Here is a 20,291-nt window from a genome sequence, read left to right on the forward strand (position 1 = left end):
AAAATGAACGATTTACTCTATAAATACCAAAACGTTTCTTCTATAACCAAAGCTAAAGGAATCAATAATTTGATCATGGCGCATCAAACCGAAATAGAAGAAGTTAATAATATTCCATGCTTCTTTTGGGGAAGTTTAACCGAACCATATATCACTGCAAAATGTTGGAGTACAATTGCCAAAGTAGTTCGTTCAAGTTTCGGACCAATTCCACCAAGTTTGAGAGATCCAATAGTTTCGGCTGGAGCAGAATGCATGCGTTTTGAAGGCTTTTCTTCGTGTAATGGCGTTTATGTTCGATTAGATATGAAACCCGAAGCTATTGATGGTGAGTTCATAGCTTCTGGTACTACAAATGTCGATTTTAACGAACCCATGTTGAACGCTCTAAATGCTATTCAAAAAAACGAAAAAGTAACCTTAGCCGTTGGACAACATGATGTTCAAGTCATCACAACTAAAGCGAAAGTGGTTGAAAAGAAAGTAACACTACCGCCACGATGGATTAAAGGTTTAACAAGCGTTCAATTATACCTAGCTGATATGGATAAAAAGTTTGAGCTTAATAAAATTCAAACCATTCAACTTTTTCAAAGTCTTCCAAAAGGAAATGTAAAAGGAGATTTTTACATCACTAAACGTGCAGGGAAATTCATGTTTTCAACGTTAGAAACTCCTGATAGTGTTAGAATTGGAGGTGTACATCGCTTACGTTTGTTAGAAGGTGTTTTGCCAATAGTAGATAAAATCTACCTTTATGAATCATCAGATAAAGAAACTTGTGCAGCTGTTTGCGAATTTGGAAAAATGCAATTACTAATGGCTTTTTCTCCCGATGCTTACAGAGGTTTTTCTGGAGAAGGAAAAGCACTTGAAAACATGACAGAAAATCTTCCCATCGAATGGGTTTATGGATTGAATAGCTTACTCAAATCTAACGAATCATTTGACCCAACTATGCTTTCCATAGAAAATGACATCGATTTTGGAACCATGGAAAATCTAACCGCAAGTTTGTCATCAATGGGATTATTAGGTTATGATGTTGAAGAACGAAATCATTTTTACAGACGATTGCCGTTTAAAACCGAACGTATTTTAAGTCTCAATCCTAGACTAAAAAACGCAAAAAAACTAATTGACAACGAAGACATTCAAATCATAACCAAAAGGCATAACTACATTGAAGCTAATGTAAAAGGAACTGGAGTAACTCACAAAGTAATTTTAGACGGTGAAAACCAACATTGCACTTGCGATTGGTTTACAACTTATCAAGGGAAAAGAGGTATTTGCAAACATATTTTAGGAGTGAAAATGATTTCTTAAACTAGCAGAATTCGTTTTCAAAATGCTTCTTGAAACCGCGGAATGATAAACGAAATTACGACCTTTTGAAGTTGATAAAAACGAAGATTATTTTGACAAACTTGAAACAGAATTGCCTAAAATAATACAAGTCTATCAAATGGTAAAAATTGTGGCAATTTTTTCAAAATATTTTTTTTTGCCACAGATTTTGTGACACTTTTTTTAAAATGAAAATTTTGTCACAACTTTTTATATTTTCATAAAAAATTATAGTAAAATAAATCCATAAAGTTTGTTAAAATGCTAACGGAAACAATTTGAAAATAAGGTATGGCTTAATTTACTTCGTCATTTTGCTCCTGCAAATGAAAGTTTTTAAGAATTAAAAAAGTAATACCTAACAATAGTGCACTAACCACGATCATAGTATCATAAAAGTACATAAGATCCATTAAAGTTACACAAACTAAAAATATTTTTAAATGCACATAACCAAAAAATAGGCTACAAGCTAAAATACTCAATTTTAGTAACCAGCCAATTTTTTTAATTTCTTCGGCTAATTGCAACAAGTAACCCAAAAATGTGTAGGAAAAAAACAGACTGAATATAAACACAAAATCATTCCATATCCCTTTTTGTTGCAAAGTATTTATAAGCATTGGAGCTGTAATATCGCCTTTAACCATTTGGTATGAAAGGTTAAAAAAATGGTATAAATTTTCAAATCCTTTAAAACTATTATAACGACCAAATACTATGACAAAAAATAATACTAACAAAATAGACAAATTATACAAGTGCAATGTAATACGCGATTTAGTAACTGTAGTAGCTTCGTTTTCAAATTCAAATATTTCTTCTTGTGGACCAACGTAACCTCCAATAGGCAACCAGCCTAAACTATATTCTACATTGTTACGTCTGAATTTGATTAAACTAATAAAAGGATTATACATGAAATTTATCTTTTTTATTGAGATTTTCAATTTTCTAAACACAAAGACAAACACCATATTGGCAATAAATATAATCAAGGCAAATGCTATTGCCATTTTAATTGGATTACTAACTTCAATCATAAAGCATTTTTAGTTGGTTATTGCAAAAATAACAGATTCTCTTATATTATTTTATTATTAGTTAACCAAACAGATTAAAAATTGATGATTACAACTTAAAGGATTTTTTAGAGTACTAGTATTTATGATTTTAAGGTTTATTTAGTCATTTTATCAATTAATTTTTATTTTTCTGATTTAGAAAAAATGGCTACTATTAGTATAATAACTCCCAACATAAAAAAGGCAAAAGGCATAAAACCATAATTATCTCGTGAGAATTCAAAAATTCCTCTACCTATTAATAAGATTCCCAAAGCATAGTAAAGTATTTTATTTTTCATATCGTTTTATTTTTGATTGTTTGCTGATGCTATATGATTTTTACACCTGACAGGTTTTCAAAACCTGTCAGGTGTGGTACTTATCTACTGCCCGAAATGACTTCGAAGAGGTTTAGGTTTTGAGATTTTAGGGTTTAGATGGTAATTTTTAATCATTTTCAATTAGTAGAATTTTTTAGATCTTTCATGAATTATACATTCCGATAAAAGTCTTCTTTTACTTTGCACTGTATATTTTTCTCGCAAATCTTTGGAAAATTTAAAAAATAATTATCAAAAATTGGATTTCATAAAAAAACTTCACAACTAAATCACCAACTCCTTGATACTTAGAAATCCAACGGCATTATCCTTCCTTAACTTTTCTATTATTTTATTCTCCATCATTCTATTTTCAAATTTAACAAAAAATGACTACAAAAAACACGTAAAACTACGTGATTTATAGTTCAAAAAAAGCTCTTGCATTTTCGGTGCTATGTTTTGCAATAACATCTAAACCAACACCTTTAAGCTTCGCTATTGTTCCTGCAACATAAGGTAAAAATGCAGGTTCGTTGCGTCGTTCGTGGTATTTAGTCAATTCCGTTTTAGGTACATTTTTAGGCAACATAAAAGGCGCATCGGTTTCAATCATCAATCGATCGAGTGGCACATACTGTACTACTTCTTTTAAATGTGCAAATCGGTTTACATCACTTATCGCACCAGTAAATCCCAAATAAAATCCTTTGTCTAAATAGGTTTTGGCTTCTTGCAACGAACCTGTAAAACAATGTACTACGGCTTTTGGTAATTGAGGCAAATACTCGTTGGTTACTGCTATAAAACGACTAAAAGCCGCTCTCTCATGAAGAAAAAGTGGCTTTTGAACTGCAATTGCTAGTTCTAATTGGGCTTTATAACATTGTTCTTGCTTATCACGAGGCGAAAAGTCTCGGTCAAAATCGAGTCCGCACTCACCTACTGAAACCACGTGTTTCATTTTCAAAAGAGCTTTGAGTTGCGTTATACTTTGTCCGTCAAAACTCTTGGCATCATGCGGATGAATTCCTGCTGTTGCGTATAACAAACTTGGGTATGTTGCAGCAATCTTAGCTGATTCTTGACTATTTCTTACACTCGTGCCTGTGAGTATCATTTGTACTACATCGGCATCAAGTGCATTTTGTATGATGTCGTCTGCATCATTTTGGAATTGCCTATTCGTTAGGTTGATTCCTATATCTATATATTTATTCATATTTTTTTTAATTTATTTTAAAATCCAAGCGTTTTTTCCAATTTAAACTATGCGACTTACTTGGTTGCGCAGGAGGATTTGAACCTGCATCTTTTGGATTTTTGTTGTTATATATTACTGAGCACTAAAATTTGTCCTTCAACGTCACTTCGAGTAATTTTAGGAAAACTGCGACTAGCTGTTTTGCTTAAATTGTATCGAGAAGATTCAGTTTTCAATAGTTCTCGATACAATTTTTACTCCATTACATTACGTAAAAATCACTCGAAGTGACGGTAGTAGTATTGAACACTGAGCACTAAAAACTAATCCTCACGGCTACCGTCATCCGCCATTCGGACTAATTTTGGCGTAAACTTTGCTACTACATCAACCAATTCCTGTTGTGCTGCCATCACTTGGTTAATGTCTTTGTAAGCCATTGGAGCTTCGTCTAAACCTGCGCCAATTAAGATTACACCATGATCTTTCAATACCGCTTGCATTTCGGTTTTAGAAATGTTTTTTTCGGCTTGCGTTCGGCTCATTTGTCGTCCTGCACCGTGTGATGCAGAGTTGATAGCGTTCTCTTCTCCTTTTCCTCTAACCAAAAATCCTGGTGCGGTCATACTTCCTGGAATAATTCCCATAACGCCTTTTCCTGCTGGAGTAGCACCTTTTCTGTGCACAATCACTTCTTCGTTATTCCAAATTTCTTTCCAAGCAAAGTTGTGGTGGTTTTCGACTTTGGCTAAAACTGTGGCACCTAAAGCACGTTGCATTTTGGTATGAATTACTTCATGACACGCCGAAGCATAATCGCCAGCCAAGTTCATAGCAATCCAATATTCTTGACCTAAATCGGTAGTCATATCTAAATACGCCAAATTTCTGGCAACTTCTGGCAATTTACAAACGTCTTTGGCAATTTTGGTGTAATGTCCGGCAACGGTGGCACCAAAACCTCTCGAACCCGAGTGCGTCAATAAAGCCACATACTTTCCTTTGGGAATGTTTAAAACTTCATCTGCTTCTGCAAATTCCATAATTCCAAATTCCACAAAGTGATTTCCACCACCAGACGAACCCAATTGCGACCAAGCTTTGTCTTTCAAATTCTTGATAAAAGAATGTTCGGTAAATAATGGGCTTTCCAAAACCGAGTGATCGGATTTATACTGACCTTGAAATCCATGACCTGCTCCAAACTTAGTATGCGCAATTAATTCACGTTTGAATTTATCTTCGTTCTCATAATAAAATGATTCAGGAATATCATAAACCGATAATGCCATTCTACAACCTATATCAACTCCAACACCATAAGGAATAATCGCATTTTTAGTTGCTAAAACTCCGCCAATTGGCAATCCGTAACCTTGATGCGCATCAGGCATTAAAGCTCCAGCAACCGTTACTGGCAATTGCATGGCTACTTCCATTTGCTTTCTTGCGCCTTCTTCAATATGATCCAAACCATACGCAGCAAACGCATTAGGATTTAAATTTAACAGAATGAAATCTTCTGGTTTTTCATTTGCTTTTTCGATTAATGCAACCGCCAATTTGCTAAAAATGGCATCGTCGATGTAGTTTTCTGGAGTTTCAAGTACCAATTTAAATTGTGCCAACATTTGCTCACGATTAAAACCATGTCGCTTGCTGTTAATTTTCAAAGCAATTCCGATAATTTGTCCTTGTGGCAATCCTAGTTCCATTAAGTCATTTCCGTTGATTGGTGTTTTCATTTTAATTTCCTTTTGATAAACCTGATGTATTTCCGATGAATACATCAGGTTGGTTATTTAACTGTACAAATATTCAAATACTACTGCGCAATTATTTTGCGTAGTATATTATTATTTTTAGTAACCTTGATGAGATTCGAACTCACATTCCCTCTCGGGCATTACGGCTGTAAATACGCTTCCCTACTTTCCCTTACGATTTCGGTGCTTCTGTAAACTCTACCCATTAGTCCGCGCAGGTCTAACCGGAATATCCGTAAACTCTATGGTAAGTAAATTTTGCCACAGGCTTTTCCTTTTAAGCTACAAGGTCATTTTATATTTTAAAAGAGGTAATGTTTAGGAAGGATTTGAATTTCTTTGGACGAAGGAATCCTTTCCTGACGACACTCTTTCTTTAAGAGCAATAAATTGTAAGTGACATTTAGGACTCGAACCTAATTAAATCTACCAACGAAGTAACACTTACATACGGCATCTAATTTTTTGAAAAAGTAATAATTGACAAGAGTAGCATTGGATTTTAAGTCGAAGTAGCTCTTGCACACGACATTTTTCATTATTTTAAAAGAAGTAAAAGACGATAAGAGAAACGGGGCATGTCTGTGCCAGAGTCGAACTGGATAGCCTTGCTGGATTTACAACTTCGCTATTCCTCCCCAAATGTGACGAAGTAACTCTTATCTACGACATTCTTTTTTATTTTAAAACAAGGTTAAAAGCAATAAGTGACCTATCGTGCTCTAACCATCTGAGCTACTCTCCCATTTTATTTTCTATTCGTGGAAGAGACGGGACTCGAACCCGCGACACCGTCGTTAAAATCGAAGTAATACTTATCTACGACACTTGTTTAATTATTTTTATTTCAATGAACTATTCTATTTTCTTTAAAAAACTATTTTTTTTTGTCAATCTGAGGAATTAAGAATTACATCAGTTTTTAAACGCAATATATTATCTATTCATAAATTCATTTTTTAAATAATTAATAATTGTATCCCCAAATAAAATTATATCTGCTCCCATTACAGAAATTACGGGTGACAAATATTTATCTTTAAAAACAACCAATGCTCTATGATTATGAATAGGAACAAATCCAACTATTTTAGATGTATCAAACCCTGCTTCATTAATTACAAATAATGCTTCTTCGTAATTATTATTAATTATTTCAATCAACCATTTAGATTTTTCGAATTCATAAGGATAATGATAAAAGAAACTTGAGTAGTCATATTCAGTAGTTCCATCCTCTGGATCAATTGAAATTTCTGGCTTATCAAATCCTGTAAAAGTTAAAAGCATTTCTTTATAAAGCCAAGGAAATTCAAATCCATATAAGCTTTCTGCTTCCTCAATTTCTTTTCTACTAATTCCATTACAAAGCTTAGTGTCAGGTTGTATTTGAAATCCCCAACAATCATTACAAACTTTAATTTTTCTAAACTTCTTTTCTATTTTATATTTTAATTCAACAATTTTCATGAATCTTATTTTAATAATTAAAAGAATTTCTCTTTCTCTAGACAAAGATTCAAATACTACTGCGCAATTATTTTACGCAGTAGATTTTTTTTTACAATTCTATTCTATTGATGTACTTCAAAGCACTGCTTTTATCTTCCAAAGCATGCAACACATCAAACACTTTGTCCGACCAACCTGCTATCAAATAAACATCATTCTTTTGAATATCTATCGGTGCATGACCATAACCTGCCAAATCAAACAAATACAATTTGGCATTTGGAGCAATCGCTTTATATCTATTCCACGAATTCGCAAAAGTGTGATTTGTTGTATTACTGTTCCACATTTGAACATCGGTAAACAACATAACTTTGTCTACACACTCTTTTCTATTGATCAAATCTTCCAAAACCAAATGACCATTAGTTGAATAACCCACTTCACCTTCTCGTTTGTAATATTCATTTACATTACTCAAAACACTTCTTTTTGGCATATTGATTATTTTCCATTTATCACCAAACATACCACTTACCACATTTTTACAACGACTTTGTATCAACATACCCAACATCAAACCGATATCATAAAGCAAGATTTTACTTTTTGGTGAAATGGGTTGTTGCATCGAACCCGAAACATCACAAGCTACCACTAGCGAAGTAGTTACATCAAAACCTTTAATATTTTTAGCACTCACCATAACCGCAGTTTCCAAAGCATCCAACACTATTGAAGTGTATTTTGAAGGCAACTCTTTCAACTCTCGGTAAGCAGCCAAAAATCGAAATGGCAATTGTTTAGAGTTCAATACCGCATTTTCGTTTGCCAAATAATGACACACTTTTTCGATATGGAAACCCGAAACATTAGCTTCCATTATATTACGCAAATTTCGCATCAAAGCCATATAACCAATCTTGTTACTATCAATCAATTCTTCCCATTTATTGGTAAATGCTTTTTGCTTATCAGCTTCGTTATGGAATTTCACTTGACCCAATTGCGACAACTCCGTTTCCCAAGTATAAGGCGTTTGCAAAGTATCGGCAACTATTTTGTTAAACAATTCTTGTTGTGCCTCATCTTTTGCTTTTGGATGTACCAAAAACAAAGCATCTTTCAATTTAACTGAGCCATTGCGATTGTATTTTGCAAATTGATATTCATCAAATTTGTTAAAAGAAACCGCCAAACCCTTTTGAATTTGTTTCGACAAACGATTCAATTTTTTAGTACCTTTTCGATTATTTGCCATTTGGTAGTAAGCCAACAACTCAGTTATTTCATCTGCACGTTGGATTACATGAGCTATCATTTTGCTTATCAAAGCATCACCTGAATAGATTTTAGCCAATTCGACTACCAAAACCAAAGGCACAGAGCGCATATTCATTTGATTACGAGCATAAACCGCTAACTTAGCTACAAATACAGGATTACATTTTTGTATTAATGTTTTTATTCTATCCAAGCGAGTTGTATCTTTTTCATAAAAAGAAGTGCTCAAACTTGTTGTAACCACTGCGGCATACAATTCATATTCTGGAGTTAATGGAAAGGCAGAAGCTTTTTCGTAATTAACTATTGTGTTTTTCTGTTTTTTCAAAAAATTAAATTTCATCTTATCTATTTTAAAAATTAAACAATTATTCGTTGTTTGCTTTCAACGGTACAAAGATTTTAAAACTACTGCGCAATTATTTTGCGTAATAAAAAATAAACTTTAAATTTGATTGATTTTGAACACTGAACACTGAAAACTGAAAACTAAACAAATGGCTCAAAATAAAAACGCTCTAATCCGCTACAAAACCATAGATAAATGTTTGCAAAACAAGTACCGTCAATGGACATTGGAAGATTTAATAGAAGCCGTTAGCGATGCTTTATTTGAATATGAAGGTAAAGAAAATTCGGTGAGTAAAAGAACGGTTCAGTTAGACATTCAAATGATGCGCAGTGAAAAATTGGGTTACAATGCACCGATAGAAGTTTATGATAAAAAATATTACCGTTATGAAGATGAGGATTTTACCATAACCGACATTCCTCTGACTGAAACCGATATCAATGTGTTAACCGAAACCGTTTCAATGTTGAAACAGTTCAAAGATTTCTCTTTATTCAATGACGTTTCGGATATTTTACAACGATTGGAAGACAAAATCTATGCAGAAAAATCGCACACGCAACCAGTAATACATTTGGACAAGAACGAAAATTTAAAAGGTTTGCATTTTTTAGATGAATTGTATCAAGCTATTATCAAAAAAGTAGTCCTAAAAATCACCTACAAATCGTTCACTTCTCGTGATGAAAATACATTTTTATTTCATGCTTTTATTTTAAAAGAATTCAATAATCGTTGGTTTTTAGTTGGACGAAAACGAACTAATGCACCTATAAGTAATTTGGCCCTAGACCGAATTATAAAAATAGATTATGATTTTCAAACACCTTATTTTGATGAGGAATTTGATGCTGAGAAATTCTATAAAAATGTGGTTGGCGTAACCGTAAACACAGGGTTACATCCTAAAAAAATAGAATTATGGATTGACCGAACTAATGCACCATATGTGATAACAAAACCATTACACAACTCCCAACGATTGATAAAAACCAACGAAGATGGCAGCATTATTATTCATTTATTATTAATCGAAAACTACGAACTAGAACGATTATTACTTGGATTTGGCAATGGCATCGAAATCATCAAACCGGAAGGAATGCGCAAAAGGATGAAAGGAATTCTAGAAAAAAGTTTAGAGAAATATAAATTAGGATAGTAAAATACAATATCAATATTAAACAAATACAATTCAAAAATGTTAAAATAATTTTGCTTTAAAAGCTTTTCAATATATTTGTTTGAAGACTTTTAAACATCAAATCCCTTTCATGAAAAAAATAGTTCTCTTTTTTATCATTCTAACTTTCTTATCCTGCAAAAAATCGGAAGAAACTAATGAAATTGTAAAACCAACAACAACTTCAGAAAAAACAGAAGATACTTTAACTATTGAAGAACAAGACTATGTAAAATTTCAACCCGATAGTATTTCAGATGTATCTGTAAAAGGATTTCAAATAGATAGTGGTTACAAAATTGGGAACAGCAAAGTAGTAGTTGGCATTTATGAATCAATTGATGGAAAAATGACTTATCCCGATACTGAAAAAGATTGGGGTGACAGATTGTTATTATTAAACGATAAAAACCAAATTGTATACAAGTCAAGAGGTGTTGGTGAAACTTATCTTTATGAACCTTATTTTTATAAAAACAATAGCAACAACAAAATCATTATTGTTTGCCAAAGAGCTTATGAATATTTTTTTGGTGGCGATGCCTTTTTGTTAGAAAATGATAAAATAAAATACATTGGTGATATTGATGTTGAAGGAAAATTTGACGAAACCAAATTAGTAGATATCTTAAAAATCAGAGAAACTAAAGATAAAATTACATTTACTTTCGATTCTGATTCTATACTTTTAGAACCAGGAAGCAAAGATATTTATGTAAAAAACAATAATATCAGATACGAATACAATAACAAGTCGTTTAAATTTATAAAATAAATTACACCAAAAAATCAGAAATCAAGCGTTGCTTAAAACGATCTAAAGTTTTCAAATCGACATCAATTTCATCATTTGAAATATCGAAAGGATCATCTAATCCCACGATTAGTAAATACAAATAACAAAACAAAAAAGTAATTGAAGCAGTCACAAAATAATCGGCAGCTGGTGATTTGAATTTGGTAATTAATAACAAAGCCATCACAATAAACAATATACTTTGTAATAAGGTGTAAGCAGGTTTTATAAAATTATTTCTAGAAATAGAATACGCACGAGTCAATTGCTTGCGCATGGCATTTGTATTTTCTTGAATACCTTTTATGGCTTCTTTATCTACACCACGTTCGGCAAAATAATAGGCAATTTCATTGGAATGTCGAATTAGTGGAAAAATCACATTAGAATCTTTCTCTTTAGAATAAATCCAAGAAATAATTCCGTCAGTAATGAACAATAATTCCTCTCGAAGAAAAGTGCTATTCAATTCCTCTTTACACAAATCGGAAGTTCCTGTTCGCGGCGCTTTGAATGCTAAATAAATCCAATCTTTTATTGCCTCAAGATTGGAAGCCACTTCACCAGGAATCTTCTCACTTTCTTTAAAATCTGACATCGTAGCTGCAAGCAACAATCCAAAAACAAAAAAAGCACCTGTAAAAACTATGGTTATATCTGAAAATTCAATGAGATCGTGAAAATCTTGTCCATAAATAGATAAATTTTTAAAGACAAAATTTTTAATCACAAGCACCGCAATACCTGCAATAATCGATTTTATAATAATAGCTCTTTTAGTAATGAATCGCATCTAAATATTTTTTTACAAACATAGCAAAAAGTTAGGAGTTCGATGATGGAAGTTGGAAGATGGAAGTTAGAAGATGGAAGATGGAAGATGGAAGTTAGAAGATGGAAGATGGAAGATGGAAGATGAAGTTGGAAGATGAAGTTGGAAGATGGAAGTTGGAAGTTGGAAGTTGGAAGTTGGAAGTTGGAAGTTGGAAGTTGGAAGTTGGAAGTTGGAAGTTGGAAGATGGAAGTTGGAAGATGGAAGATGGAAGACGAATGTATCGATAACCCATGAAAAACAAAACTTCTAACTTTCTCTTTCCTCACTTCGTACCTTGTATTTCGCACCTCAAACTTAAAAAAATACTATGCGTGCATAAAATTTAACATAAATACTATGCGTGCATAATAAATTTTTTATATATTTGAATCCGAAACTAAAACGATATAGTAAAAATATGAAGGATAAAACTATTGATTATGTACTAAGAGCGACATGGCAAGCAGTTTCACGAATGTATAATGAAGAAGCATCAAAATTTGATGGTTCGATGGCGATAGGATTTGCCTTACTAAGTATAGATAAAGAAGAAGGAACACCATCTACTTATATAAGTAACCGAATGGGAATGGAAGCTACATCGCTAACCCGAACCTTGAAAACATTAGAAGAAAAAGGTTTAATAATTAGAAAGAAAAATCCAGATGACGGAAGAGGTGTTTTAATTTACTTAACCGATTTAGGAAAACAAATGCGTGAACAATCAAAAACTACGGTGTTGAAGTTTAATGAAGTAGTAAAACAAAACATCACTGAAGAAAAACTAAACCATTTCATGGAAGTAGCCGATGTGATAAATGATTTGATAACGGAGAAGAAGATTTTTTAAACAAATACTATTAAATAAACAATTGTCACACTGAGCTTGTCGAAGTGCATTCGGACTAAAAAAGTCTTCGACAAGCTCAGACTGACATAATTATTAAAGAAAAAAATGAAACGAACAATTAAAAAAGTGGCGGTTGTAGGTTCAGGAATCATGGGTTCAGGAATTGCTTGTCATTTTGCTAACATCGGATTAGAAGTACTCCTTTTAGACATTGTGCCTAACGCACTAACTGAAATTGAGGAAAAGAAAGGACTAACTTTAGAAAGTAAAGTTGTTCGTAACCGTGTGGTAAATGACCATTTGGCAAATGCTTTAAAAAGCAACCCATCACCTATTTACAGTCAGAAATTTGCTAGCCGAATTACAACTGGAAATACAACTGACGACATGTCCAAAATTGCAACTTGCGATTGGATTATTGAAGTTGTAGTAGAACGTTTAGACATCAAGAAATTGGTTTTTGAACAAATCGACAAATTCCGTAAACCAGGAACTTTAGTAACTTCTAATACTTCAGGTATTCCTATAAACTTTATGAGTGAAGGCAGAAGCGATGATTTTCAAGCACATTTCTGCGGAACGCATTTCTTTAATCCTGCACGTTATTTAAAATTATTCGAAATCATTCCTGGTCCAAAAACTTCACAAGAAGTATTGGATTTCCTTTTTGAATACGGTTCAAAATTCTTAGGAAAAACTTCAGTAATTGCAAAAGATACTCCAGCTTTTATCGGAAATAGAATTGGAATCTTCGGAATCCAAAGTTTGTTCCACCAAGTGAAGGAAATGGGATTAACCATTGAAGAAGTTGATAAATTAACTGGACCAGTTATTGGTCGTCCAAAATCGGCTACTTTCAGAACGGTAGACGTAGTTGGTTTAGATACTTTAGTTCACGTAGCTAACGGAATTTATGACAATTGTCCGAATGACGAAGCACACAACTTGTTCAAACTACCAGATTTCATCAACAAAATGATGGAAAACAAATGGTTAGGAAGCAAAACTGGACAGGGATTTTATAAAAAAGAAGGCAAAGAAATCTTATCATTAGATTTAGATACTTTAGAATACAGAGCAGCTAAAAAAGCATCGTTCGCAACATTAGAACTGACAAAAACTATTGAAAAACCAATTGATAGATTCAAAGTTTTAGTAAAAGGAAAAGACAAAGCTGGTGATTTTTACAGAAAGAATTTCTCAGCAATGTTTGCGTATTGTTCTAACAGAGTTCCAGAAATAACAGAAGAGTTCTATAAAATTGATGATGCCATGAAAGCCGGTTTCGGTTGGGAAAATGGACCATTTGAAATTTGGGATGCTATTGGTGTAGAAAAAGCGATTGCTATGATGGAAGCTGAAGGATACAAACCAGCAGCTTGGGTAACGGATATGTTGATTTCAGGAAATAAATCGTTCTATTCCGTTAAAAATGGTAAAACGTGTTTCTACAACATTGCATCAAAATCACAAGAAGAAAAACCAGGACAAGATGCTTTTATCATTTTAGATAATATTAGAGAAAGCCACAAAGTCTGGGGTAATTCAGATGCTTCAGTTATCGATTTAGGTGACGGAATTTTAAACTTAGAATTCCATTCTAAAATGAATACCATTGGTGGTGGCGTTTTAACCGCAATCAACAAAGCTATAGACTTAGCTGAAAAAGATTATAAAGGATTAGTAATTGGAAATCAAGGAACAAATTTCTCTGTTGGAGCCAATATCGGAATGATTTTCATGATGGCAGTCGAGCAAGAATACGACGAATTGAATATGGCTATCAAAATGTTCCAAGACACAATGATGCGTGTGCGCTACTCTTCTATTCCAGTAATCGTTGCGCCTCACGGAATGACACTTGGTGGTGGATGCGAAATGAGTATGCACGCCGATAGAGTTGTCGCCGCTGCTGAAACGTATATTGGTTTAGTAGAATTTGGAGTTGGTGTAATTCCTGGTGGTGGTGGTTCTAAAGAAATGGCAGTTCGCGCAAGTGATTTGTTCCGTAAAAATGATGTTGAATTAAATGTTCTTCAAGAAAATTTCTTAACTATCGGAATGGCAAAAGTTGCAACATCTGCTTATGAAGCCTTCGATTTAGGAATTTTACAAAAAGGAAAAGATATTGTGGTAGTAAATAAAGACCGACAAATTGCTGTTGCCAAACAAGTAGCATTGCAAATGGCCGATCAAGGTTATACACAACCAGTAAGAAGAACCGATATTAAAGTTTTGGGTAAACAAGCACTTGGAATGTTCTTAGTTGGAACTAACCAAATGGTAGCCGGAAAATACATCTCAGAACACGATTTAAAAATTGCCAACAAGCTAGCTTATGTAATGGCTGGAGGTGATTTATCAGAACCAACATTGGTAACTGAACAATATTTATTAGATATCGAACGTGAAGCTTTCTTGTCACTTTGTACTGAAAGAAAAACGTTGGAAAGAATCCAATTCATGCTTACTAAAGGGAAACCGTTAAGAAACTAAACTATGAAAACTGCATATATTGTAAAAGGATACCGTACTGCGGTAGGAAAAGCTCCAAAAGGAGTATTTAGATTCAAAAGACCTGATGAGTTAGCTGCTGAAACTATTCAGTTCATGATGAATGAATTGCCTGATTTTGACAAAACTCGTATCGACGACGTTATGGTTGGAAATGCCATGCCCGAAGCCGAACAAGGTTTAAATGTTGGACGATTAATTTCTTTAATGGGATTAAAAGTAACAGACGTTCCTGGTGTAACAGTAAATAGATATTGTGCTTCAGGATTAGAAACTATCGGAATGGCAACAGCAAAAATCCAAAGTGGAATGGCAGATTGTATTATCGCTGGTGGTGCAGAAAGCATGAGTTTTATTCCAATGGGCGGATACAAACCAACTCCAGATTACGCTGTAGCAAAAGAAGGTCACGAAGATTACTATTGGGGAATGGGTTTAACAGCTGAAGCCGTTGCCAAACAATTCAACGTTTCTCGTGAAGATCAAGATGAGTTTGCTTACAATTCGCATCAAAAAGCATTGAAAGCGCAAGCTGAAGGTAAATTTGATAAACAAATTGTTCCAATTACTGTGGAGCAAACTTTTATCAATGAAAATGGTAAAAAAGAGACCAAATCGTATGTTGTAAACAAAGATGAAGGTCCAAGAGCTGACACAAATATTGCCGCTTTAGGTAAACTAAAACCAGTGTTCGCAGCCGATGGTTCTGTAACTGCAGGAAACTCGTCACAAATGAGTGATGGTGCAGCTTTCGTTTTGATTATGAGTGAAGAATTGGTAAAAGAATTGGGTGTTACTCCTATTGCAAGATTAGTAAATTTTGCATCAGCTGGTGTAGAACCAAGAATTATGGGAATTGGTCCAGTAAAAGCAATTCCAAAAGCACTAAAACAAGCAGGTTTGACTTTAAATGATATTGATTTAATTGAATTAAACGAAGCATTTGCATCACAAGCATTAGCAGTAACTCGCGAATTAAATTTAAATCCTGATATCATTAACGTAAACGGTGGTGCAATTTCTTTAGGCCATCCGCTGGGTTGTACAGGAGCAAAATTATCAGTTCAATTATTTGACGAAATGCGTTTAAGAAAATCTAAATACGGAATCGTAAGTATGTGTGTTGGAACTGGTCAAGGTTCTGCGGGAATATATGAATTACTATAATCAACCAACTATAAAAAAATAAAGAAATGAGCGATATAACCAGAGGAGGACAATTCCTAGTTAAAGAAACAAAGTGTGAAGACGTTTTCACACCAGAAGATTTCTCAGAAGAGCAAATCATGATGCGCGATTCTGTAAAAGAGTTTAGCGACAAAGAAATTTGGCCAAATAAAGACCGATTTGAGCATAAAGACTATGCTTTCACGGAAGAAACAATGCGTAAAGCAGGAGAAATGGGCTTTTTAAGCGTAGCTGTACCAGAAGCTTATGGCGGAATGGGAATGGGATTTGTTGATACTTGCCTTGTATGTGATTATATTTCGGGTGCAACAGGTTCGTTTTCAACTGCTTTTGGAGCACATACTGGAATTGGAACGATGCCAATTACTTTGTACGGAACAGAAGAACAAAAACAAAAATACGTACCAAAATTAGCATCTGGTGAATGGTTTGGAGCTTATTGCTTAACAGAACCAGGAGCAGGTTCGGATGCGAATTCAGGAAAAACTAAAGCAGTTCTTTCAGAAGATGGAACACACTATAAAATCACTGGACAAAAAATGTGGATTTCAAACGCAGGTTTTTGTTCTGTATTTATTGTTTTCGCACGAATTGAAGATGATAAAAACATTACAGGATTCATTGTTGAAAATGATCCGAGCAATGGAATTTCAATGGGTGAAGAAGAGCATAAATTAGGAATTCGTGCCTCTTCGACTCGTCAGGTTTTCTTTGCTGATACTAAAGTTCCAGTAGAAAACATGTTGGCTGCTCGAGGTGAAGGTTTCAAAATCGCAATGAACGCATTGAATGTTGGGCGTATCAAATTGGCAGCAGCTTGTTTAGATGCACAGCGTCGTGTGACTTCAAATGCAATTAACTATGCTAACGAAAGAGTTCAGTTTAATACACCTATTTCTTCTTTTGGAGCTATTCGTTACAAATTGGCAGAAATGGCAACTTCAGCTTATGCAGGAGAAAGTGCTACATATCGTGCGGCGAAAGATATTGAAAATAGAATCAAACTTCGTGAAGCAGAAGGTGCAAGTCATCAAGAAGCTGAATTGAAAGGTGTTGAAGAATTTGCAATTGAATGTTCTATCTTGAAAGTAGCTGTTTCGGAAGATGTTCAAAACTGTGCTGATGAAGGAATTCAAATTTATGGTGGAATGGGATTCTCTGAAGATACACCAATGGAAAGTGCTTGGAGAGATGCACGTATTGCACGTATTTATGAAGGAACAAACGAAATTAACAGAATGTTATCGGTTGGAATGTTAATCAAAAAAGCCATGAAAGGTCACGTTGATTTACTTGGACCAGCGATGAAAGTTCAAGAAGAATTAATGGGAATTCCATCATTTGATACACCAGATTATTCTGAATTATTTTCGGAAGAAAAAGAAATGGTTGGCAAATTGAAAAAAGCATTCTTGATGGTAGCAGGTGCTGCAGTTCAAAAATACGGAATGGACTTAGACGCACACCAACAACTTTTAATGGCTGCTGCTGATATGTTAATTGAAATTTACATGGCAGAAAGTACCATTTTAAGAACTGAAAAATTAGCTAAAAAAGAAGGTGAAGCTAAAGTTCAAGAGCAAATTGCAATGGCAAAATTATATTTATACAAAGCTGTAGATATTGTTGCTGCAAGAGGAAAAGAAAGCATTATTTCTTTTGCTGAAGGCGACGAACAACGCATGATGTTGATGGGATTACGTCGTTTTACAAAATATACCAACATGCCTAATATTGTAGGATTGAGAGAAACAATCACTGCTAAATTAGTAGCCGAAAATAGTTATTGTTTTTAATTTTTAGTTAAATTAATTGTTAGAAGAAACCACTCGAGAAATTGAGTGGTTTTTTTGTACAATCATAAATTAGTACTAAAATTTTATTTATTTCAAAAAAACAAGTACTTTAGTAATTCAATATTTTTTATGTCAATTAAAGCATTACTCCATACACCTGCGCTAACTCACGAAAAGTCATTGAAAACTTTGGTCGAGAATCGAACCATATTTTCACTAGATCATTGCGAATTAAACATCTTTGAAACTTATCAAAAATCAGATTTAGTTCCGCTAAAGTTCAATGATTTAGTAGTTACAAGTATGTTACGTGGGAAAAAAATAATGCATCTTTTTGACGAACCTCAATTTGAATATTTGCCTGGTGAAACTGTAATTGTTCCTTCAAATGTTGAAATGAAAATTGATTTTCCAGAAGCCTCAAAAGACAATCCAACACAGTGTATTGCTTTAGCCATCGATAATAATATCATTACTAATACATTAGATTTTTTAAATGAAAAATATCCTAAGGAAGGAAAAAACAACCTTTGGAAATTAGATCATGAAAATTATTTTTTCTACAATAATGTTGAACTTGCAGGAACAATCAATAAATTGATTAAAGAATGCATGGGAACATCCATAACTAAAGATGCTATTGCCGATTTGACATTACAAGAATTAATTATTAGAATCATTCAAACGCAAACAGCGAAACGATTTGAAGAAGAAAAACATATTGATAGTAATAGTCCAATTACTCCTTCGATAGAATACATCAAAAAAAATATTCGCGAAACTATCAATTTGAAAGATTTAAGCGATAAAGCTTGTATGAGCACTACTTCATTTTATCGCTATTTTAAAAGAGAACTTGGCATGAGTCCAATTGAATATATTTTAAATGAGAAGATAAAATTTGCAAAAAAACTACTCAGTAACCCAAATATCCATGTAAACGAAGTTTCTTATGCTACTGGATTTGAAGATTGTAATTACTTCATTAGATTATTTAAAAAATACGAAGGTGTAACACCAAAACAATATCAATTGATGAATTATAATGGATAATTTTATTTAATACTAAACTTTAAATAATCAAATTCTTCTACTTAATTTAATCATCAAAAAATTGCTGAGAATTATATAAATCAACATTTTCGAACATTATTAGTTACTCAAAAGTTAAATAAAAGTCAATAACTCCACATATTCTTTTGATAAAAGGTAATTTTGTTATTCTATAGTTGTATAGACAAATAACACTTTTTATATCGAAATTTATGAAAGTTAAAAATATTGCAATTGCATTATTGATCATTTTAATAGGTGGATTAATAGCTTACAGAATTACCAAAAATAGTAGTGAAACCGAAAACGGAAAAGGAAAAGGTGATAAAAAACCTCCTGTTTCAGTTAGTGCAATTGTGACCGAATCTAAAGATTTTTCAAACGCATTAACACTTTCTGGTTCTATTGAAGCTAATGAGCAAATTGAAATTAGAAGTGAAGTTTCAGGTATTGTTGAAAATATTGCATTCAAAGAAGGTTCAAATGTTAGTAAAGGTCAACTCCTATTCAAAGTTAATGATATTGAACTTAGAGCACAATTAGCGCAAGCCAATACAAGACAAAATTTAGCCTCAGAAAATGAAAGACGCGCCAAGTTATTACTTCAAAAAGAAGCCATAAGTCAAGAAGAATATGATATTGCAAGCGCTGATTTTAGAACGGCTCAATCCCAAACACAACTTATTCGTGCTCAAATTGCAAAAACATCTGTTCGAGCACCTTTTTCCGGTAAAATTGGTTTGCGTTCTATTTCTCCTGGAACCTATATTACTCCTGCTACTCTAGTTGCCAAATTAGTTAGTACAAATCCTTTAAAAATCACATTTTCAATTCCAGAAAAATATGCTTCAGAAATCAAAGTGAATTCTGAAATTAAATTTACTGTTAATGGTTTACCAGAAAAATATAGTGCAAAAATTTATGCTATAGAACCTGAAATCGAAACAACAACAAGAACTTTGAGTATCAGAGCGATTGCACAAAACACAAGTGGAAAACTGCTTCCTGGAACTTTTGCCAATGTTGAATTGCCTTTAAATACTATTAAAGATGCTATTGTTGTTCCAACTGAAGCAATAATTCCGGTTCAAGGCGGAAAGAAAGTTTTTATTGCTAATAATGGAAAGGCTAAAGAAATTATGGTGGAAACATTGACTAGAACCGATAAAGAAATTGTAATTACTTCTGGTTTGAATGTTGGTGATACGGTGCTTACTTCGGGTGTAATGTCTTTAAAAAACGACGATGCAATAAAAGTTAAAACCAAAAATTAAGAATTAACCAATAATTTAAATTTTAAAA

General features: G+C 33.3%; 17 protein-coding genes. 10 read left to right on the plus strand and 7 right to left on the minus strand.

The features are described 5' to 3' along the window. The first annotated feature begins 3 nt into the window (after positions 1-3). A complete protein-coding gene (locus Q0049_RS15895; RefSeq protein WP_298121989.1) occupies positions 4-1,329 on the plus strand; it encodes an SWIM zinc finger family protein in 1,326 nt (441 codons plus the stop codon). Between the two features lie 317 nt (positions 1,330-1,646). Here Q0049_RS15895 and Q0049_RS15900 read toward each other — a convergent pair whose 3' ends face one another. The 6 genes from Q0049_RS15900 to Q0049_RS15925 form a co-directional block, all read right to left on the minus strand. Beyond that, positions 1,647-2,366, minus strand: a complete 720-nt coding sequence (locus tag Q0049_RS15900) for a hypothetical protein (RefSeq protein WP_298121991.1) — start codon at positions 2,364-2,366, stop codon at positions 1,647-1,649. A 191-nt stretch (positions 2,367-2,557) separates the two neighbouring features. Then, entirely contained in the window at positions 2,558-2,716 is a 159-nt protein-coding gene (locus Q0049_RS15905; RefSeq protein ID WP_298121994.1) for a hypothetical protein, read from the minus strand. Between the two features lie 442 nt (positions 2,717-3,158). Further along, positions 3,159-3,959, minus strand: a complete 801-nt coding sequence (locus Q0049_RS15910) for a TatD family hydrolase (RefSeq protein WP_298121996.1) — start codon at positions 3,957-3,959, stop codon at positions 3,159-3,161. A gap of 305 nt (positions 3,960-4,264) precedes the next feature. Next, the gene (locus Q0049_RS15915; protein WP_298122000.1) at positions 4,265-5,686 is read right to left on the minus strand and encodes an RtcB family protein; all 1,422 of its coding nucleotides are present in this window, start codon (positions 5,684-5,686) and stop codon (positions 4,265-4,267) included. Between the two features lie 957 nt (positions 5,687-6,643). Then, positions 6,644-7,177: an SMI1/KNR4 family protein gene (locus Q0049_RS15920; RefSeq protein ID WP_298122003.1), complete on the minus strand. Its 534-nt coding sequence runs from the start codon at positions 7,175-7,177 to the stop codon at positions 6,644-6,646. A 91-nt stretch (positions 7,178-7,268) separates the two neighbouring features. Further along, on the minus strand, positions 7,269-8,786 hold the full coding sequence (locus Q0049_RS15925) for a TROVE domain-containing protein (protein ID WP_298122006.1): 1,518 nt from the start codon (positions 8,784-8,786) through the stop codon (positions 7,269-7,271). Between the two features lie 154 nt (positions 8,787-8,940). On the opposite strand from Q0049_RS15925, the gene Q0049_RS15930 reads away from it, so the two are divergent. Next, a complete protein-coding gene (locus Q0049_RS15930; protein WP_298122009.1) occupies positions 8,941-9,957 on the plus strand; it encodes a WYL domain-containing protein in 1,017 nt (338 codons plus the stop codon). 112 nt (positions 9,958-10,069) lie between these two features. After that, positions 10,070-10,753: a hypothetical protein gene (locus Q0049_RS15935; RefSeq protein ID WP_298122012.1), complete on the plus strand. Its 684-nt coding sequence runs from the start codon at positions 10,070-10,072 to the stop codon at positions 10,751-10,753. Position 10,754: 1 nt separating this feature from the next. Here the strand turns inward: Q0049_RS15935 and Q0049_RS15940 are convergent, their stop codons facing one another. Then, positions 10,755-11,567 carry a hypothetical protein gene (locus tag Q0049_RS15940; protein WP_298122014.1) on the minus strand — a complete coding sequence of 271 codons (813 nt, stop codon included), beginning with the start codon at positions 11,565-11,567 and terminating at the stop codon, positions 10,755-10,757. 101 nt (positions 11,568-11,668) lie between these two features. On the opposite strand from Q0049_RS15940, the gene Q0049_RS15945 reads away from it, so the two are divergent. The 7 genes from Q0049_RS15945 to Q0049_RS15975 all read left to right on the plus strand — a co-directional run bounded on the left by Q0049_RS15945 (position 11,669) and on the right by Q0049_RS15975 (position 20,263). Further along, positions 11,669-11,836: a hypothetical protein gene (locus tag Q0049_RS15945; protein WP_298122016.1), complete on the plus strand. Its 168-nt coding sequence runs from the start codon at positions 11,669-11,671 to the stop codon at positions 11,834-11,836. A 170-nt stretch (positions 11,837-12,006) separates the two neighbouring features. Next, positions 12,007-12,438, plus strand: a complete 432-nt coding sequence (locus tag Q0049_RS15950) for a MarR family transcriptional regulator (RefSeq protein ID WP_298122019.1) — start codon at positions 12,007-12,009, stop codon at positions 12,436-12,438. 105 nt (positions 12,439-12,543) lie between these two features. Continuing rightward, positions 12,544-14,934: a 3-hydroxyacyl-CoA dehydrogenase/enoyl-CoA hydratase family protein gene (locus Q0049_RS15955; protein WP_298122021.1), complete on the plus strand. Its 2,391-nt coding sequence runs from the start codon at positions 12,544-12,546 to the stop codon at positions 14,932-14,934. A 3-nt stretch (positions 14,935-14,937) separates the two neighbouring features. Further along, positions 14,938-16,119, plus strand: coding sequence for an acetyl-CoA C-acyltransferase (locus tag Q0049_RS15960; RefSeq protein ID WP_298122024.1), 1,182 nt, complete (start codon positions 14,938-14,940; stop codon positions 16,117-16,119). Positions 16,120-16,145: 26 nt separating this feature from the next. Continuing rightward, on the plus strand, positions 16,146-17,936 hold the full coding sequence (locus Q0049_RS15965) for an acyl-CoA dehydrogenase family protein (RefSeq protein ID WP_298122027.1): 1,791 nt from the start codon (positions 16,146-16,148) through the stop codon (positions 17,934-17,936). Positions 17,937-18,065: 129 nt separating this feature from the next. Continuing rightward, positions 18,066-18,989, plus strand: a complete 924-nt coding sequence (locus Q0049_RS15970; RefSeq protein WP_298122030.1) for an AraC family transcriptional regulator — start codon at positions 18,066-18,068, stop codon at positions 18,987-18,989. Positions 18,990-19,201: 212 nt separating this feature from the next. Next, on the plus strand, positions 19,202-20,263 hold the full coding sequence (locus Q0049_RS15975; protein ID WP_298122033.1) for an efflux RND transporter periplasmic adaptor subunit: 1,062 nt from the start codon (positions 19,202-19,204) through the stop codon (positions 20,261-20,263). Positions 20,264-20,291 lie beyond the last annotated feature (28 nt).

It is taken from the genome of Flavobacterium sp. (assembly GCF_027484205.1).
Classification (GTDB): Bacteria; Bacteroidota; Bacteroidia; order Flavobacteriales; family Flavobacteriaceae; genus Flavobacterium.

Excerpts from the sequence above, each read along its gene's own strand:
- Q0049_RS15940 (WP_298122014.1), bottom strand. The coding sequence starts at position 11,567 with ATGCGATTCATTACTAAAAGAGCTATTATTATAAAATCGATTATTGCA.
- Q0049_RS15910 (WP_298121996.1), bottom strand. The coding sequence starts at position 3,959 with ATGAATAAATATATAGATATAGGAATCAACCTAACGAATAGGCAATTC.
- Q0049_RS15905 (WP_298121994.1), bottom strand. The coding sequence starts at position 2,716 with ATGAAAAATAAAATACTTTACTATGCTTTGGGAATCTTATTAATAGGT.
- Q0049_RS15975 (WP_298122033.1), top strand. The coding sequence starts at position 19,202 with ATGAAAGTTAAAAATATTGCAATTGCATTATTGATCATTTTAATAGGT.
- Q0049_RS15900 (WP_298121991.1), bottom strand. The coding sequence starts at position 2,366 with ATGGCAATAGCATTTGCCTTGATTATATTTATTGCCAATATGGTGTTT.
- Q0049_RS15960 (WP_298122024.1), top strand. The coding sequence starts at position 14,938 with ATGAAAACTGCATATATTGTAAAAGGATACCGTACTGCGGTAGGAAAA.
- Q0049_RS15925 (WP_298122006.1), bottom strand. The coding sequence starts at position 8,786 with ATGAAATTTAATTTTTTGAAAAAACAGAAAAACACAATAGTTAATTAC.
- Q0049_RS15930 (WP_298122009.1), top strand. The coding sequence starts at position 8,941 with ATGGCTCAAAATAAAAACGCTCTAATCCGCTACAAAACCATAGATAAA.
- Q0049_RS15950 (WP_298122019.1), top strand. The coding sequence starts at position 12,007 with ATGAAGGATAAAACTATTGATTATGTACTAAGAGCGACATGGCAAGCA.
- Q0049_RS15915 (WP_298122000.1), bottom strand. The coding sequence starts at position 5,686 with ATGAAAACACCAATCAACGGAAATGACTTAATGGAACTAGGATTGCCA.
- Q0049_RS15945 (WP_298122016.1), top strand. The coding sequence starts at position 11,669 with ATGGAAGATGGAAGATGGAAGATGAAGTTGGAAGATGAAGTTGGAAGA.
- Q0049_RS15895 (WP_298121989.1), top strand. The coding sequence starts at position 4 with ATGAACGATTTACTCTATAAATACCAAAACGTTTCTTCTATAACCAAA.
- Q0049_RS15970 (WP_298122030.1), top strand. The coding sequence starts at position 18,066 with ATGTCAATTAAAGCATTACTCCATACACCTGCGCTAACTCACGAAAAG.
- Q0049_RS15920 (WP_298122003.1), bottom strand. The coding sequence starts at position 7,177 with ATGAAAATTGTTGAATTAAAATATAAAATAGAAAAGAAGTTTAGAAAA.
- Q0049_RS15955 (WP_298122021.1), top strand. The coding sequence starts at position 12,544 with ATGAAACGAACAATTAAAAAAGTGGCGGTTGTAGGTTCAGGAATCATG.
- Q0049_RS15965 (WP_298122027.1), top strand. The coding sequence starts at position 16,146 with ATGAGCGATATAACCAGAGGAGGACAATTCCTAGTTAAAGAAACAAAG.
- Q0049_RS15935 (WP_298122012.1), top strand. The coding sequence starts at position 10,070 with ATGAAAAAAATAGTTCTCTTTTTTATCATTCTAACTTTCTTATCCTGC.